This is a genomic window from Candidatus Hydrogenedentota bacterium, from assembly GCA_019695095.1.
In the GTDB taxonomy this organism is placed as follows: domain Bacteria; phylum Hydrogenedentota; class Hydrogenedentia; order Hydrogenedentales; family SLHB01; genus JAIBAQ01.
Map to the genome: position 1 here is coordinate 1 of JAIBAQ010000147.1, position 15,546 is coordinate 15,546.

The following is a 15,546-nucleotide window of genomic DNA, read 5'->3' on the forward strand; positions in this document are numbered from 1 at the left end:
CTCACAGGAACAACTTCAACCCCTAGTCCAGGAACTCAACAATCGACCTAGGAAAAAACTCAAATACCGAACCCCTTACGAAGTCTTCTCTTCAAACTCTGTTGCACTTACAATTTGAATCCAGCCTTTCCGCTCCGCCGAATCCCATTTGACATTTTCCCTATGTAATCGATAAAATCTCCGCTTTGTTGGCTGCCGGTGCATCTTACTACCCCGTTGATGCACTGGGGCGGAGTTGTCGCCACCTACGTCAGCCGGGGTAGCTAAGGAAACGAGAGGATAACAAGAGGATTATGGCCAAGTATCGAGGACCAAAGCACAAGCTGTGCCGCCGGTTGGGTTCGTGCATATGGGGAAACCCCAAGTGCCCGTCGAATCGCCGGCCCTACGCGCCCGGACAGCACGGGCAGACCAACCGCAAAAAGCTCTCCGTGTATGGACAGCAGTTGCAGGACAAGCAGAAGATCCGTACGCACTACGGCCTGCTCGAACGTCAGATGCGCCTCACCTTCGAGCGCGCACAGCGCATGGGTGGCGTCACGGGTACAAACCTGCTGATGCTGCTTGAATCGCGTCTTGACACCATCGTCTACCGGTTGGGTTTCGCCCGTACGATGCAGCAGGGCCGCCAGTTGGTTGTCCACGGCCACATCCTCGTCAATGGCAAGAAAGTCGACCGTCCCTCCTTCCAAGTGAAGCCGGGCATGGCCGTCAGCATTCGCGAAGGCAGCCGCAAGGTGCCGGGCATTCTTGAAGGCGTGGAGAACCTACCCGCGTTCATGCCCGAATACCTCGACCGCGCGGCGAAGTCCTTCGAAGGCCGCATGACCGCAACGCCGAATCTGGAGACAATTCCGTTCAAAGCGGATACGCAAGGCGTTATCGGTTTCTACTCGCGGTAATCGCGCGCGTCATTTTCACGGGTGGGCTGTTCTGCGGCCCACCCGTTTGTTTCGTACCACAACCGCTGAGTCAGGCACTGCCGCTACATGGCGCTTGAACAACCCCTCCGGCCACTGAGCCTAATCCAACCGGTCCTCCGGCGCTTGAAGCAGGAAAACGCCGCTGAGGTGGTAGGACCGTGGGGTTCCGGCAAGACCCTCACCGCACTTCAGATCGCTCAAGCTGAGGGTCGCCCTCTTCTCATCATCGCCGCGGGCCGCATTGAAAGCGAAGGTGTCTACGAAGATCTCCTCACCTTCGAGAAACCCGAGCGTTGCGCTTTGTTCCCCGCCTGGGAGACGCTCCCATCCGACAACATGGCCCCCGCGGACGACATCGTCGCGGAACGCATGAACACCCTCATGAACCTGATGTCCGCTATGGATTCGGGTGAACCGATGCGTGTCGTGGCCCCCGTGCGTTCGCTGATGCAGACCGTCGTGCGGCGCGACCGTCTTGTAAAGCGCACGCTCCGCCTCGCCGTCGGACAAGAGCACGACCTCGAAGACCTCATCGAGAAGCTGTTGGAGATGGGCTACGAACGCGAACTCATGGTCGAGCAGCGCGGTCACATGAGCGTGCGCGGAGGCATCTTCGATCTGTTTCCGATCTCAAGCGAGTTGCCGTATCGCATTGAGTTCTTTGGCGATGAAATCGAATCCATCCGGCGCTTCGAACCCGAGACCCAGCGCAGTGTCGGACAAGCCGAAGAAATCACCGTATTGCCGCGTTCGGAGCGCGCACAGTTGGCTTCGGAATCCTCGGGCAACGAGACGCTTGCCACCTTGCTGGACTACTTCCCCAAGGACACCCTGGTCGTACTCGACGAACCGCTCACGATTCGCGAGGAAGCCCAGACCATCGAGCGCCAAATCGGTGATTCGCCGTTCATTCTCGCGTGGAATGACATCGAGAGCCGCATGGAGCGTTGCCGCCGACTGCTCCTGAGTCAGGTGTCCTCCGCCACCGGCGACGCTTCCCTCCGCGTCTCCGCAAACATGCAAGCCCTATCCGGCTGGCATGGACGCACAGATGCATTCTGGGAACAGCTCCAAGAGTGGGATCAGGCGAAATACACCGTCGTCCTCCTCTGCGCAACAACCGGCGAGCGCATGCGGCTGCACGAACTGCTGGAAGAGCGCGGGTACCGCGTCGGTCAGGACGCCTTCGATCTACGCGTTGAGTTGGGCCGTCTGCGCGCGGCGTTCGCGTCCGAAACCGACAAGCTTGCCATCGTCAGTGAACGCGAGATGTTCGGCCGCCACTATGTGCGCCGCAGCCGAAAGCGATTCGAAGCGGGCATCGCGCTGACCGCCTTCAGCGACCTGCGCGCGGGCGACTACATCGTCCATTCCGAGCACGGGATCGGGCGTTATCTGGGCCTGCGGCGCTTCGAAGGCAAGGCGGGCGATTTCCTCGCGCTGCAATACTCCGGCGGCGACAAAGTCTATGTGCCGGTAACGCACATCGACATGATCCAGAAGTACGCCGCGGGCGAAGGCGCGGTGCCGAAAGTCGACAAGATTGGCGGGGCAACGTGGGCGCGCACCAAAGCGCGCACCAAGAAAGCTATTCGCGACATGACCCGCGAATTGCTCGCGCTCTATGCCGCGCGCGAGAGCCGCGAAGGCCACGCATACAGCGCCGATACGCCTTGGCAGGTCGAATTCGAAGACGCATTCGAGTACGACGAAACCCCCGACCAGGCCCGCGCGATCGATGAGGTAAAGCGCGACATGGAGTCGCGGAAGCCGATGGACCGTCTGGTCTGCGGCGATGTCGGTTACGGCAAGACGGAAGTCGCCATGCGCGCCGCGTTCAAGGCCGTGATGGATGGCAAACAGGTTGCCATTCTCGTGCCCACGACGGTGCTCGCGGAGCAGCACTACACGACCTTGTGCGAGCGTTTCGCCGATTTCCCCGTCAAGGTTGAGATGCTGAGCCGGTTCCGCACGACGCAGGAACAGAAGGTCACTGTAGAGCGCCTCAAGTCCGGTGAATGCGACGTGGTTGTCGGCACACACCGGCTCGTTTCGAAAGACATCCAGTTCAAGAACCTGGGTCTGGTCATCATCGATGAAGAACAACGCTTCGGCGTCGCGCACAAGGAACGCCTCAAGCAACTGCGCACAACCGTGGATGTCTTGACGCTCACCGCCACGCCGATTCCACGCACCTTGAACCTTTCATTGATGGGCGCGCGCGACATGAGCGTCATCAATACCGCGCCCAACGACCGCCTTCCGATCCACACGTGCATCGAGACCTTTGACGAGCAACTCGTGCGCGAGGCCATCCAACGCGAGTTGGCGCGCGAAGGCCAGGTCTTCTACGTGCACAACCGCGTGCAGACCATCATCCCCGTGGCGGAAATGGTCAAAAAGCTGGCGCCCGGTGCGCGTGTCGCCGTCGGCCACGGACAGATGTCCGAGCATGAACTCGAGCGCATCATGACGGCGTTCTTCCACCGCGAGATCGATATTCTCGTCTGCACAACCATCATCGGTTCGGGAATCGACGTGCCCAACGCCAACACGATCATCATCGACCGTGCTGATCACTTCGGTTTGGCTGAGTTGTATCAATTGCGGGGTCGCGTTGGACGCTACAAGCACCGCGCGTTCGCGTATCTTCTCGTGCCATCCGACCGCGCGTTGTCGGAAGACGCGCAAAAGCGCCTGAAAGCTCTGGAGGAATTCTCGACCCTGGGCTCGGGATTCCGCATCGCGATGCGCGACCTTGAGATTCGCGGTTGCGGAAACATCTTGGGTGGAGAGCAGTCGGGCCATATCACGGCCGTCGGGTTTGAAACCTATTCGCAACTCGTGGCGGAAGCCGTGGCAGAGATCAAGGGAGAACCCATCCGCCGCGTAACGCTCCCGCCGTTCGAGATCGCCATCGATGCGTACATCCCCGAAGACTACGTGCCGTCGGAATCCCAGAAGCTCACGCTCTATAAGCGAATTGCCGGACTCTCAAGCGCGGAGGAGGTCCACGAGATGCGCTCGGAATTGGCAGATCGCTTCGGCGCCGTACCGGGCCCGGTCACGCGCTTGCTTGACGTGATGCGTGTACGCGCAATTGCCGCGGAGGCGGGCGTGAGCCGAATCGTGGCGGCGAAGGATGTTGTCGCGATTGAGTTCGAAGACGCGGGTTCACTTTCTCGCGCCAAGCGGGCGGCCCTCTCGGATGCTTTTGGCGGGAAACTCGAATTCGCCTGGCAAGACAAGCCGTCCATCACATACCGCGTGCCTGCGGGAAGTGGACAGACCACGCTTCAGGCTGCGCAAGAATTGGCCAAAGCTCTGCTTGAACTGTGATCGATACGATCGGCCCGGCAGGCTAAAAAAGCGGGCCACCTACCGAAAACGTGACCCGGACCCGCGTTGACTGCCTACCTCTGGGAGCAAGTCGGTGGTCGCCTCCGCGGCTGGAGGTTCACTCTCTTTCGGCGACTCAATAGCACCCCCCGGCCTCTCAACAACGCCCCCCCGCGTCTCAACAGCATCCCCGTTGGAGCCATTTGTTACCGGTTCTTCCTCGGTTTCCATGCTGCTGGCCACAATCTCATCTTCGTTCGGATCGTGGATCACGAATTCTACGCGGCGGTTCTTGGCGCGCCCTTCTTCCGTGTCATTGGAGGCGACAGGGTGGTGTTCGGCATAGCCGCTGGCAGACAATCGGTTGCCGGGTATGCCGGCCGTTTTGATCATGTACGACACGACGTTCACGGCGCGTTCCGTTGAAAGCTGGAGATTGCTCGAATAGCGGGCGTTGTTGATAGGAACGTTGTCGGTGTGTCCTTCCACATTCACGACGTAGTTGCTCGTGGCCAACACGTTGCCGATCTTCTCCACCAACTCCTGAGCCGCTTGAGTGAGATCGGCACTGCCCGCGCCAAAGAGCAACGAATCCGACAGCCCCATCGATACCTTGTGCCCCGATGGGTCCATCTTCACGCTGATCTGTTCCTGAAGACCGCTGGCCTTCACCATCGCGTCCAGGTCGCCCTTCAACTTCTTCATACGCGCCCGAAGCGCGTCAATCTGCTCCGTCTTTGGATTGCCCCTGGTCCGCGTGCGTTCCGTGCCGGCCCTGGGTGGAGGAGTCACGGATGGCCCCGGAACAACCTTCCCGCCGATGCCGGTGGGATTGGCCACAGGCGTTCCGAACTCCGCGCTCATCGCCCTGGCCAACGCTTGAAACTTCTGCTTGTCAACATTGGAGAGCGCGTACATGACCACAAAGAACACCATAAGAAGCGTGATCAAATCTGCATACGTCAGCAGCCATCGCTCCTCATTCTCGTGTTCTTCGTGTTTCTGGCGGCGATTACTCATCTATGGTATTCCCGTTACGCGCCCTATGCCGTCTTCGCGTGTGCGCGTTCCTTTTCGGTAAGGAACGCAAGCAACTTCTGACTAACTACGTGCGGACCGTCTCCGGCATATATCGAAAGAACGCCTTCGGTGATCATTTCTCGCATAGCTACCTCTTCCTTCGCGATGATGCCGAACTTTTTCGAGATTGGAAGAAACATAAGGTTAGCGGACGAAACACCGTAGAGAGTGGCGATGAATGCCATGGCGATGGCCGGCCCAAGACTTTCCGGGTCGGACAAGTTCCCCAATACGTTAACGAGGCCCACCACCGTCCCGATAATTCCCAGCGTCGGCGCGAATCCTCCCGCCGTCGCAAACACTGCCGCCGACGTCTTTAAGGCTTCCTCGTCGACGGTCATCTGAGTGATCATCAACTGCTTCACAAGTTCCGCGTTCGTTCCGTCCACAATCAGACGAATCCCGCGTTTTAAGAATGGGTGGTCAACTTTCAGTTTATAATTCTCAAGGGCGAGAATACCGTCCTTGCGCGTGACACCGGCCATTTCCACAAACATCTCGATGAGGGCATTGAAGTCATATGCCGTGCGAAAGACAATTAGCTTGACGTTTCCCAAGACGTCCAGAATATTCCGGATCGTGAAACATGAGATTGTCGCACCCGTCGTCCCCCCGAATACGATCAGCAACGCTGTCGGCGCAAGCAGCGCGGAAAGGCTTGTTCCTTCCTCTACGGCTGCAAAAAGCACCGAGAAGACTCCAAGCAGAATACCAACGATTGTGATAGGATCCATAATTGCCCCACGTCCTAGTGTCGATGCAACGCACGCTTAAGGCCAAGAATTCGTCTACACGGGGATCTTACTCAGGAACAGATGCCCCGAGCAATGACTTCGCGGAACTCGGTGCTCTTTTTAACACGGGGCCTTGGGAAACGCAAGAAGAACATGTCATACTCGACTGGCAAACAAGCACGGGAGGCTGTCCATGTCTGAGTCGTTTGTCCAGGCGCGTGTCGAGAATGATCTCTATTTCGTCACCCTCAACCGCCCCGAGAAACGCAATGCCCTGACCCCCGAAATGGTCCTCGATCTTGCCGCCGCCGTTCGCTCCGCCGACGAGCACCCCGGAGTCCGCGCCATCATTGTTAACGCAAACGGTCCGATATTCTCCGCCGGCATCGACTTGATGGCCCTGGCCCAGGCAAAAGCCGCCGCGCAGGACCAAAACCCGGCTCGCTGGCTGCGCCGCATGGCCGACCGGCTCCAGGATGCTCTCTACACCATCGAGTCGACAGAACTACCGGTCATCGGAGCGCTTCAGGGCCGGGTCATCGGGCTGGGACTCGAAGTCGCCCTCTCGTTCGACTTCCGCATCGCAACTGACTCCTGCCTGTTGAGTATTCCGGAGAGTCGCATGGGACTCGTAGCCGATGTCGGGGGCACCACGCGCCTCTGCCGCCTTATCGGCCCCAGCCGCGCCAAGGACATGCTTATGACCGCGCGTAATGTCGACGCAACCGAGGCCCTGCAATGGGGGCTGGTGAATCGCGTCGTGCCCGAACCGCAGTTGATGGAATGTGCCACTGCGCTCGCCCAAGAGATCGCCCAGAATGCCCCGCTGGCGGTGGGTATGGCTAAACTCATTGTGGACCAAGGCGATGGTCTCGATAAGCACACCCAGTTGGCCATCGAACGCTGGGCGCAAAGCCAACTCATTTCAACCGAAGACCTTATGGAAGCCGTATCCGCGTTTATGGAGAAACGCCCCCCGCAGTTCAAAGGTAAGTAGACCGCAATTTGCACCGGCGCGATTGAGCGCCGACGCAAATTGCTCACGTGCAAGACCTTGAGGTTATGCCATGAGGATTTCTCGCGAACACACTCTGTTCTCGGAGAAACGCCTTGTTTTGCGCCGCAAGTCTCGCAAACACACTGGTTACGAGAGGGGTTCAAGTGTGTTCGTGAGAAATCCGGGGTAAACGACAATTGATGAACTCCCCCTATCCTTGCCGCAATTGGCAATCGTGTGTTAGGGTGAATGTGCACGGTGCGGTCCGACTGCAGGCGGACGCACGATACCCACTGGAGTACCAAGGATAATCATGAAAAAGAAGTGCATTATGGCGCCCCGAGGTCCGGCTGCGGCTGGCCCGTATTCCCACGCAGTCGCCGCGGGGAACCTGTTGTTCGTTTCCGGCCAAGGTCCGATGGCCCCTGATGGCAGTGGACTTAAGACAAAGACCTTCGAGGAAGAAGTCAGGCAAACGTTCGAGAATCTGAAGGCGATTCTCGAAGATGCCGGCTCAGGTCTGCAACATGTCGTCAAGACGAACGTATACTTAGATAACATGGACAATTTCGGCGAGATGAACGCCATCTACAAGGAATATTTCCCCAGCGACTACCCGGCCCGGACGACTATCCAAGCCGCGCGCTTGCCGTTGAACATCCGAATCGAGGTCGAGGCGGTCGCCATTCTACCGGACGCATGAAGACAAAGATGCCAAATGCCTTCTGGCGGTACGCGCGTGGCGCTGTGGCCCTGCTCGTGGCACTGGGTGCGATGGGCGCCGCATCGGCCACGACAGCCGCGGAGTTCAACGCGCTGGGCGTAGACGCGTACAACGCCAAGCAGTGGGACCAGGCCGCGAAGCAGTTCGAGCAGGCCTACAAACTTGCGCCGGACAACGCCACCGTGAAGCGCAATTTGTGCAACACCTATCAAGCGCAGGCCAATGAATGCGCAAAGAACTCCGATTTTGCCTCGGGGGTCGAACGGCTTCTCTTGGCGGTGAGCGCCGATCCGGAGAACCCTTCCGCATTGGCGCAGTTGGGCGCGTACTATCTGCGCCTCGATATGGTCAACGATGCGGTCTTCCGCCTCGAAGACAGTGTGGAACTCGACCCCGACAACTTGGATGTTCAAGAATTGCTGGGTGACGCTTATTACCGCGCGAACGACCTCGCGGCGGCCCTGGCCCAATGGGAACTCGTGCGCGAGCGCGATCCCAATCGGCGCAGTCTGATCGATAAACTGAATAAGGCCTACCGTGAAGAAGGAGTTGAGGGGGCATACCGTAAGACACGGTCCGCCCATTTTGAGATCAGCTATGCGCCAAACACGAGCGGCGGAGACTTGGGCAAGGTGCTGCAAACCCTAGAGCGTGCGTACCGCGACATCGGCCGTAAGTTTGGAAATGTCTATCCGCCGACTCCGATCCAGGTTGTGGCGTATACCGCGAAAGACTTCTCGTTATCCACGCAACTTGACGAACATATAGGAGCCGTGTACGACGGCAAAATCAGAGTGCCTATTCGCGACGAAGCCGGGGCGCCCATCCCTGAGGCGGAATTGTGGAGGCGACTCTTCCACGAATACACGCATGTCGTCGTGCGGTACTGGGGCGGCGATTCGGTCCCTTGGTGGCTGAACGAGGGATTGGCGGAGACGTTCTCGAACCGACTTTCCTCCGCCGAAACAAACCTGCTGCGCGAGGCTTCCGCGGCCAATCTGCTGATACCGCTATCCTCACTCGAGGAAGGACAGTTGAAGCGGCTGGATGCGGATACGCTCCAGATCGCGTATATGCAATCTCACGCGACCGTCGAATATCTATGGGGCCGTTATGGCATTCGCGGAATTGGCCCCATGCTCGATTCCCTGACGCAGGGTACGCCTCCGGAGGAGGCGCTCATCGGCAGCTACCGGCTCAACTACGACCGCCTGCAGAAAGAAGTCTCCAAGCAGCTCGGCGCTACCGTCTCCAAGCGGTAACAATACGCCCTCTCGCCAATAGACTCCGTGAGGAACACGAAATCTAAACTATTGCGTGCCGCTGTCCATCTATGTGATAGTCACATGGGGTATGCAGGGACATACACGAGGCTCTCCGGTCTGTTCCGGAAGTCTATCTTACAAGTAGGCAAACCCAATCAAGCTGCGGGGATATGACGATGAGAAGTGCCAAGACGAGTCTAGTGTTTGGAGTCCTGATTGCCGTACTAATCGCCCTTCCAGGCTGCTCCAATCCCGACAAGAACAAGTTGTTGTTTAAGCCTGCCGTCGGCAGTAAACGCCTCGTAACGGTCAAGCAAAACACGACCCAGAACATCAAGATGGCTGGCATAGGCATGAACCAGTCCATGACGTTCGGCAATGAAACCACCTTCCTGATGAACGTCGAAAGCCTTGACGCCGAAGGCACGGCGACCATCAAAGTGACGTACGAAGACATGAAGTTCACGCTGCCCGGCATGGGCGGAGGTATGGCGATGCCCGGCATGGCCGAGGCAGACGACATGATTAAGAAACTCCAGGAGGGGTTTAAAGGGTCCACATTCACCATTCAAGTCTCACGATTGGGAGAGTTGAAGGCTATCGAAGGCGCGGAGGCAGTAACCGATAAGGCTCTCGGCGCGATGGGCGGCGATTCCGATCCGATGTCACAGATGGGCAAGGAAATGATGAAAGGGTTCATGGGCGCGGAGGTCATAAAGGCGATTATGTATTCGTTGTTCATCAAAGCTCCCGACAAAGCGCTGAACCCATCGGATACATGGAACGATACGTTCAATCTCGACGTGGCGGGAACGCCCGCGACAACCGAGTCTACGTATACGTTGCGCGGCCGTGCCGATGGATATGTCACAATCGATGGCGCTCTGACTACGAAGGTCGATTTCGCGAATAGCGCTCTGGCAAAAATGGCCGGCGAAATGAAGATGTCCGGCGATCTCGCCGGGACGGGCAAAGGCACGTACTCAATCGACGAAGCCACCGGCTGGTTAACGCACCGCGAGGACAAAACCCAAATGACCGGCAAGATGTCTATGGAAATGCCCAAGCAGCTCCAGGGAATGCCGAACATGCCTTCCAAGATGGACATGGAAATGGATATGAATGTTGACCTCGTGGTAACCAACACCGCGCAATAGAGGCAGAAGCTCAAACTCCTCTTGGATTTCAGTGAGAGCCGTGGGGCACGCGAATCGGACGTGCCCCACGGTAGTTTCATTTCTGCGGCCTCGGCATGGGTCTTTACGCAAATAGTCCGCAATTGGACCAGACTCACGCGCTCCTTCGATACACAGCCTCTTGCGCACCGGTCGTCACGTATGTGATAGTCATATGGGGCATGCATTGACATACGTCGGACACACTGGTCGGCACTGTGAGGTGGTTCGACAAGAAGGCCAGACCTATCAAGCCCGGGGGGGATGACGATGCGAAGTGCAAAATCGAGTCTTGTGTGCGGAATCGTGTTTGCCGTTCTGGTTACTCTTCCGGGTTGTTCGGATCCGGACACGAATAAGCTCCTGTTCAAACCGGCCGTCGGCAGCAAACGCGTGGTGACGGTGAAACAAGACACAACTCAAACCATGAAGTTGGCCGTGATAGGCAAGAGCCTAACCACGACATCGGGAAACGAAATGACCTATCTGATGAGTGTCGACAGCGTCGAGGCCGACGGTACCGTGATCATCACGGCGACATATGTCGACGTGAATTTGGGATTTCCCGGCAGAGATGGAGGGGATGACCGTAGAGGAGCGCTCCTCAAGAAGATGCAGGCCGCCTTCAAAGACGCTTCACTTACCCTGAGAGTCTCGCGGCTGGGCGAATTGGTGGGTATCGAAGGGGCGGATGCCCTCACCGAAAAAGTCGTTGGAGCCCTGGGAAGTGAATCGGGCCCGTTTACGGTGATGGCCAAGAGTCTGATGAGGGGGATCTTTAGTCCGGATATGCTGAAGGCAAGCTTATACCCGCTGTTCATCAAGGCGCCGGACAAAGCTTTGAATGCATCGGACACGTGGGATGATGCATACACCCTGGAATTGGCGGGAATGCCCGTGACATCCGAAACGGCCTACACCCTGAGGGGGCGGGCCAGTGGCTATGTAACGATCGATGGCAATGTGACCATGAAGCTAAATATGGCCGACAATGTGCTGACAAAGCTTAACGAAGAAGTGAAGATGTCCGGAGAAATCAACGGAAACGGCACGGGCGTGTATTCGGTCGACGAAGCTACCGGATGGCTGACACACCGGGAGGACAAGGTCACGGCAACCGGCACGATGTCAATGGATATGCCCAAGCACTTGCGGGGCATGCCCGATGCGCCCCCCAAGGTCGATTTAGACATGGAAATGCAAATCGACCTTGAGGTGACCAATACCGCGCAGCAATAGCGCGCGAGTATCGTTTGCTTACGGCAAGTGCATAAACAATGCCCGTGAGACGTTTCAATTCAAACGTCTCACGGGCTGCATTCTTCTCGATCGGTCCAGCGCGTGTAATCACGATACGGCGTAACGTATCGGCCTACAGAACATTCCCTCGTGTAATCGCCGTTACCCGTGCGCGCGGCGTCGGTCCGCCGGTTGAATCGCACTGGAATTCGATACCGTTGGTTCCCGCCGCCAGCGTTGGCAAATCGCCTTGCGGCTTGACATCGCTAAGCAACTCGCCGTTCTTTCCGTAAAGTTTGCAGTCATCCATTGACGCGAATTCGAGGTACGAGCCGCTGGTGATTTCGACGGGGAACGTAATCGTCTTGCCGCCCACTGTAAGCCTTGGATTCTTCAAGGTGACATCCACTGTGGGCAACGCCTTGATGGGGCTGATGTAACACGTGACCGCTTTCGATTTGGGCAGGTTGTTGTACCAAAGCGAAAGCGTGGATACATTCGCAAAGCTGATGTCTTCGCGCGAGACAGAGTAACCGCCGCCGTATGGCCATCCCCACTTTTCCATGTTCGCGCCTTCGTTTTCGATGAGTTCGAAATAGCGCCATCCCGTGAAGTTCACGCGGATGTATCCATCACCGATTCCACCGGCAATGTGGTCGGGACTCTTGAGCTGGATATTGAGCAGTTCGTCCTGACCATCTCCATGAACCCACACGCCGAGGGCCTGTTTCTTGTCAATGTTCAACTCGGGCGAGAACGCGCGCACCATCTGAATCCACGATCCGCGCGGCTCGTCGTTTGTGCTGGTCGCCGTGTAACATCCGCTCGCATCGCCAACCTTCGTCTGTTCGGTCGATCGCGTTAGCGCCCCCGTGACGCCCGGCTTGACCTTGCCTCCGGTGAACGCCTCCGAAGGTTTCCCAAAGTCCTCGATGACTACGCCGTCCGGCGAGTCGTACGGCGCCGCGGACAGCAGCGCCTCAATTCGCACACGCAACGGCTGTTCGCCGTAAGGGTTCGTCGTTTGCCACACATTCGTGTTGCCGTCCAGACCACTCACCTTGTGCTTGTCGTAATTCACTTGTCTGAATTGCCATTTCCCATCGGACGCCTTTTCCTGCGTGAAGTCCTTTCCCGGTTCCCGAAGCTGCTGCTTGATTGAATCGGGGAAGTACTTGGCATGGCGCAGTTCCTCGTATTGACGGAAGATCGGCGCGAGCCGCTGGTATGCGGGCACTTTGTCGATGTTATCAGGGTTCACACCCATCAGGCTGATGCCCATGTCGCCGCCGATTGCTTTGCACATCAGGTACTCAATGTCGTCGGGGAACGTGGGTTCGCCGCGCGCACCGGTCCACGTTTTGACCGCCCACCATCCAAGGTTCATCGGGAGATACATACCCGCGCCGCTCAAGTTGCCTTGTACGTGCGTATCGATGAATTCCTTGTGCGACCGAGTGGGATGATCCCATGCGCCCATCCGCGCGCGAATGAACCACAGGTGGTGGTGAAACGTGCTCATCTCAAACAGAGCGGGTCTATTCAGGCGCTTCGCAATGGCCCACGCGAATTTCGAGCCGTAATGCCAAGAGTTCTCGCTTCCGCCAAGAATGTCCTCGCCGTCGAGCGCGTCCAGGTAGATCATGTCGAACCCGCACTCGTTAAAGGTATTTGCCGTGTTCGCCGCCACCTCATCCAGCAACGTCGAATCCGCGTCGGGCGCGAAAAGCCCGAAACATTCGCGAATATGGTGCGCTTTCGCGCCCTTCTCATGGGGTGCCGCCGTTGTACCCAACGCGCCGCGCGTGCACTGCGTGAACCCATACGGCGCTTCTTTCGACACGCCCGCGAACGTGATCAATTCGTTGTCGATCTGAATTGTCACGCTGTTGCGAACAAAGAACCCCGTAATCGTCGACACATCGGCAGTCGATTCGTCGACGGGTACCGTCGTGGCATCCGCGGTGATTGCGCCGGAAAGCGTATAGGACGCGAACTTGCCGAGCCGAGGGTCGGGCACCGGCGTAACGTACGGTGTGTTCTTGGCCATGAAGAACGCATACGTATGAAGCCCCGCCATAATTCCCGCTGCGTGCAATTTGTCGATAACGGCCTTCACGCTTGCGCGTCCGTTTGGAAAGAGTTCCGGATTGGGTTGGCAATCGCCAAAACGCAGCGAGCTGCCCGTATGAAAATCGATCTGGTTCAATCCCAATTGCTTCACAAGGGCAATCCACGAATCGACGGTCTTCTCCGTGCACGATCCGAAATCGAACAGATATGAACCTCGATTGCCATCCGAATCGAGCGCCCACGGACCGCCTATGTGCGTGCGAGGAATTTGGTCCGCCGCGTCGACCGCCTCCTTCATCACATCGCGCAATTGCGCCGTCGGGCACGCGATGACAGAAACCGACGCGCCCGTCATTCCAAATCGCGGGTAGCATGTCGCCACCATGCGCGGATTGGGTCCGGGTATCTCAGCAACGTTCGTCTGGAGATCCATGGCGAGGGCGCACCCGGTGAACGGTTCGTCGAGCGTACCTTTAACGGAGAGCGGTATGTTTGCGAAGGTCAACGATTCGACGCCGTCCGCCGGTATAACTTCCTTCACCCTCATGGCCCAGTAGCGTTTCTCCATGCGGACGCCAATCTTGGCCTTGACACCCGAATCGCCAAATCCGATTTGCAGATCGTCGCCGTCTTTTAACGCAGACGTCGCGTCTATGCGATTGCCCTTGAATGAAATGTACGCCACCGCTGACGGCGCGTCATGCGTGAGATAGTCCGTACCGGACGCTTTCTCGAGCAGCTTGAGATTGTGGCCATCAGCGCCAATCTCATAACGAACAAGGTCGTTTTCAAGCACGATGGGCGCGGCATCTTGCGCGAGCGAGATGCTGGCGCAAATGACCATCGCGAATGCGGCATGCAAAGAACAGATTCGATTTGTCACGGCGTGTTCCCCTTATCCCCTGGAACCTTCAAAGAGTCCCATCACGTTTCGCGCCCATCATACACGGAACGCGCATTGAAGCAAGAACCCGTCCGGTCACTCGGTGCATCCTTCTTCGCGCATAAGCCTCCGGCAAACAAAAGAAAAGGGCGCAGCGACAGGCTGCGCCCAAGCGTTGGAACCCGCGTGATGTCTACGGCGCTACGGCCACGGAGAAGTCGCCCGTGAATCCGAACGGTTCGACGCCCGCGAGGAGGATAGTGAAGTTCCAAGTACCCGAATACGTGTCCGCAAACCCATCGCTGCCGTTGTCCTGCGCTGTTCCGTCCAACGTCAGCACCACGCACAAGGCCGTAGTGCAACCGCCGGTCACCAGCGTCAGCTTCCCGTTGTCCTGCAGATATCCCGTCACGTTCAGCACGCTCGGCACCGGATCTTCGACCCAGTCGGGAAGCGTGATACACGAATAATCGACGGTCACCGTTCCATTGACCACGTGATCCGTCGGAAACGTCGCGTTGACATTCTGCGTCAGCGACAAACTCAACACGCAATCTTCAACTTGTTGTGCATTGTCCGTTGAAGTGCCGCTCCACGTCCCTTCATAGTCACCCGAAACATCAAAGGGCGGCTTCGGCGGCGGCGGACAACCTGCAATCAGGACCGTGACTACTGCAATGAATAAAGACACGGCGAGCATTGATCGAATCATAGTTCCCTCCGAGTCGGTCCAGGCTCGCACGCGCCCTCTGTTCACGTGCATCCCTTCGACTCGCATGCGGAGTGGCGGGTTTCAGTCCGATCCTTTCGGCACATCTATCTCCAAAAGCAGAAGAGACCGCATCCACAGCGTTGGGAAGCGGCCTCTCGAAGGAAAATGCGTAGGAGCGGGAATGTCAATTGTTGCCCGTGGGATCGTCGGCGGTGGGCCCGTAGATCGAGGGAACTGGAAGGTCGTTGAGCCGTAGATACACCTGCAATTGCGCACGGTGATGAATCGTATGATTGAGCACGAAGCAGCGCAGCACACTGCCGCGAGGCATCGCGAACATGATGCTGCCATCCGGATTCTTCATCGACCACATCACGCCAAGGTGTGCGTCGGTTGCGCCCT

Annotated in this window: 12 protein-coding genes; 7 read left to right on the plus strand and 5 right to left on the minus strand. The window is 57.7% G+C overall.

The window, feature by feature from the left end; genetic code table 11:
• The first annotated feature begins 293 nt into the window (after window positions 1–293).
• Together rpsD and mfd are read left to right on the plus strand one after the other, a co-directional pair.
• Window positions 294–902 (plus strand): 30S ribosomal protein S4, encoded by a 609-nt coding sequence (gene rpsD / locus K1Y02_19400; GenBank protein MBX7258536.1) that lies wholly within the window; start codon window positions 294–296, stop codon window positions 900–902.
• Window positions 903–989: 87 nt separating this feature from the next.
• Entirely contained in the window at window positions 990–4,262 is a 3,273-nt protein-coding gene (gene mfd / locus K1Y02_19405; GenBank protein MBX7258537.1) for a transcription-repair coupling factor, read from the plus strand.
• A gap of 39 nt (window positions 4,263–4,301) precedes the next feature.
• On the opposite strand, the gene K1Y02_19410 is transcribed toward mfd, so the two are convergent.
• Together K1Y02_19410 and K1Y02_19415 are read right to left on the minus strand one after the other, a co-directional pair.
• Window positions 4,302–5,282 carry an OmpA family protein gene (locus K1Y02_19410; protein ID MBX7258538.1) on the minus strand — a complete coding sequence of 327 codons (981 nt, stop codon included), beginning with the start codon at window positions 5,280–5,282 and terminating at the stop codon, window positions 4,302–4,304.
• Between the two features lie 23 nt (window positions 5,283–5,305).
• Complete coding sequence (locus K1Y02_19415) at window positions 5,306–6,076, minus strand: MotA/TolQ/ExbB proton channel family protein (GenBank protein ID MBX7258539.1); 771 nt, start codon at window positions 6,074–6,076, stop codon at window positions 5,306–5,308.
• A gap of 193 nt (window positions 6,077–6,269) precedes the next feature.
• Here K1Y02_19415 and K1Y02_19420 point away from each other — a divergent pair, with 193 nt between their 5' ends.
• The 5 genes from K1Y02_19420 to K1Y02_19440 all read left to right on the plus strand — a co-directional run bounded on the left by K1Y02_19420 (window position 6,270) and on the right by K1Y02_19440 (window position 11,476).
• Window positions 6,270–7,073: an enoyl-CoA hydratase/isomerase family protein gene (locus tag K1Y02_19420; protein MBX7258540.1), complete on the plus strand. Its 804-nt coding sequence runs from the start codon at window positions 6,270–6,272 to the stop codon at window positions 7,071–7,073.
• A gap of 313 nt (window positions 7,074–7,386) precedes the next feature.
• On the plus strand, window positions 7,387–7,776 hold the full coding sequence (locus tag K1Y02_19425) for a Rid family detoxifying hydrolase (protein MBX7258541.1): 390 nt from the start codon (window positions 7,387–7,389) through the stop codon (window positions 7,774–7,776).
• 8 nt (window positions 7,777–7,784) lie between these two features.
• A complete protein-coding gene (locus tag K1Y02_19430; protein MBX7258542.1) occupies window positions 7,785–9,059 on the plus strand; it encodes a tetratricopeptide repeat protein in 1,275 nt (424 codons plus the stop codon).
• A 179-nt stretch (window positions 9,060–9,238) separates the two neighbouring features.
• A complete protein-coding gene (locus K1Y02_19435; protein ID MBX7258543.1) occupies window positions 9,239–10,219 on the plus strand; it encodes a hypothetical protein in 981 nt (326 codons plus the stop codon).
• A 288-nt stretch (window positions 10,220–10,507) separates the two neighbouring features.
• On the plus strand, window positions 10,508–11,476 hold the full coding sequence (locus K1Y02_19440) for a hypothetical protein (GenBank protein ID MBX7258544.1): 969 nt from the start codon (window positions 10,508–10,510) through the stop codon (window positions 11,474–11,476).
• 133 nt (window positions 11,477–11,609) lie between these two features.
• Here K1Y02_19440 and K1Y02_19445 read toward each other — a convergent pair whose 3' ends face one another.
• From K1Y02_19445 to K1Y02_19455, 3 genes are all read right to left on the minus strand, one after another.
• Window positions 11,610–14,432, minus strand: a complete 2,823-nt coding sequence (locus K1Y02_19445) for a hypothetical protein (protein ID MBX7258545.1) — start codon at window positions 14,430–14,432, stop codon at window positions 11,610–11,612.
• Between the two features lie 193 nt (window positions 14,433–14,625).
• The gene (locus K1Y02_19450; GenBank protein ID MBX7258546.1) at window positions 14,626–15,144 is read right to left on the minus strand and encodes a hypothetical protein; all 519 of its coding nucleotides are present in this window, start codon (window positions 15,142–15,144) and stop codon (window positions 14,626–14,628) included.
• 184 nt (window positions 15,145–15,328) lie between these two features.
• Window positions 15,329–15,546, minus strand: a 218-nt coding sequence (locus K1Y02_19455; GenBank protein ID MBX7258547.1) for a DinB family protein, incomplete at its 5' end; no start/stop codon positions are given.

What these genes read in the sequence shown, in the direction of transcription:
- rpsD (MBX7258536.1), top strand. Translation starts at nt 294, where the DNA reads ATGGCCAAGTATCGAGGACCAAAGCACAAGCTGTGCCGCCGGTTGGGT.
- mfd (MBX7258537.1), top strand. Translation starts at nt 990, where the DNA reads ATGGCGCTTGAACAACCCCTCCGGCCACTGAGCCTAATCCAACCGGTC.
- K1Y02_19410 (MBX7258538.1), bottom strand. Translation starts at nt 5,282, where the DNA reads ATGAGTAATCGCCGCCAGAAACACGAAGAACACGAGAATGAGGAGCGA.
- K1Y02_19415 (MBX7258539.1), bottom strand. Translation starts at nt 6,076, where the DNA reads ATGGATCCTATCACAATCGTTGGTATTCTGCTTGGAGTCTTCTCGGTG.
- K1Y02_19420 (MBX7258540.1), top strand. Translation starts at nt 6,270, where the DNA reads ATGTCTGAGTCGTTTGTCCAGGCGCGTGTCGAGAATGATCTCTATTTC.
- K1Y02_19425 (MBX7258541.1), top strand. Translation starts at nt 7,387, where the DNA reads ATGAAAAAGAAGTGCATTATGGCGCCCCGAGGTCCGGCTGCGGCTGGC.
- K1Y02_19430 (MBX7258542.1), top strand. Translation starts at nt 7,785, where the DNA reads ATGCCAAATGCCTTCTGGCGGTACGCGCGTGGCGCTGTGGCCCTGCTC.
- K1Y02_19435 (MBX7258543.1), top strand. Translation starts at nt 9,239, where the DNA reads ATGAGAAGTGCCAAGACGAGTCTAGTGTTTGGAGTCCTGATTGCCGTA.
- K1Y02_19440 (MBX7258544.1), top strand. Translation starts at nt 10,508, where the DNA reads ATGCGAAGTGCAAAATCGAGTCTTGTGTGCGGAATCGTGTTTGCCGTT.
- K1Y02_19450 (MBX7258546.1), bottom strand. Translation starts at nt 15,144, where the DNA reads ATGATTCGATCAATGCTCGCCGTGTCTTTATTCATTGCAGTAGTCACG.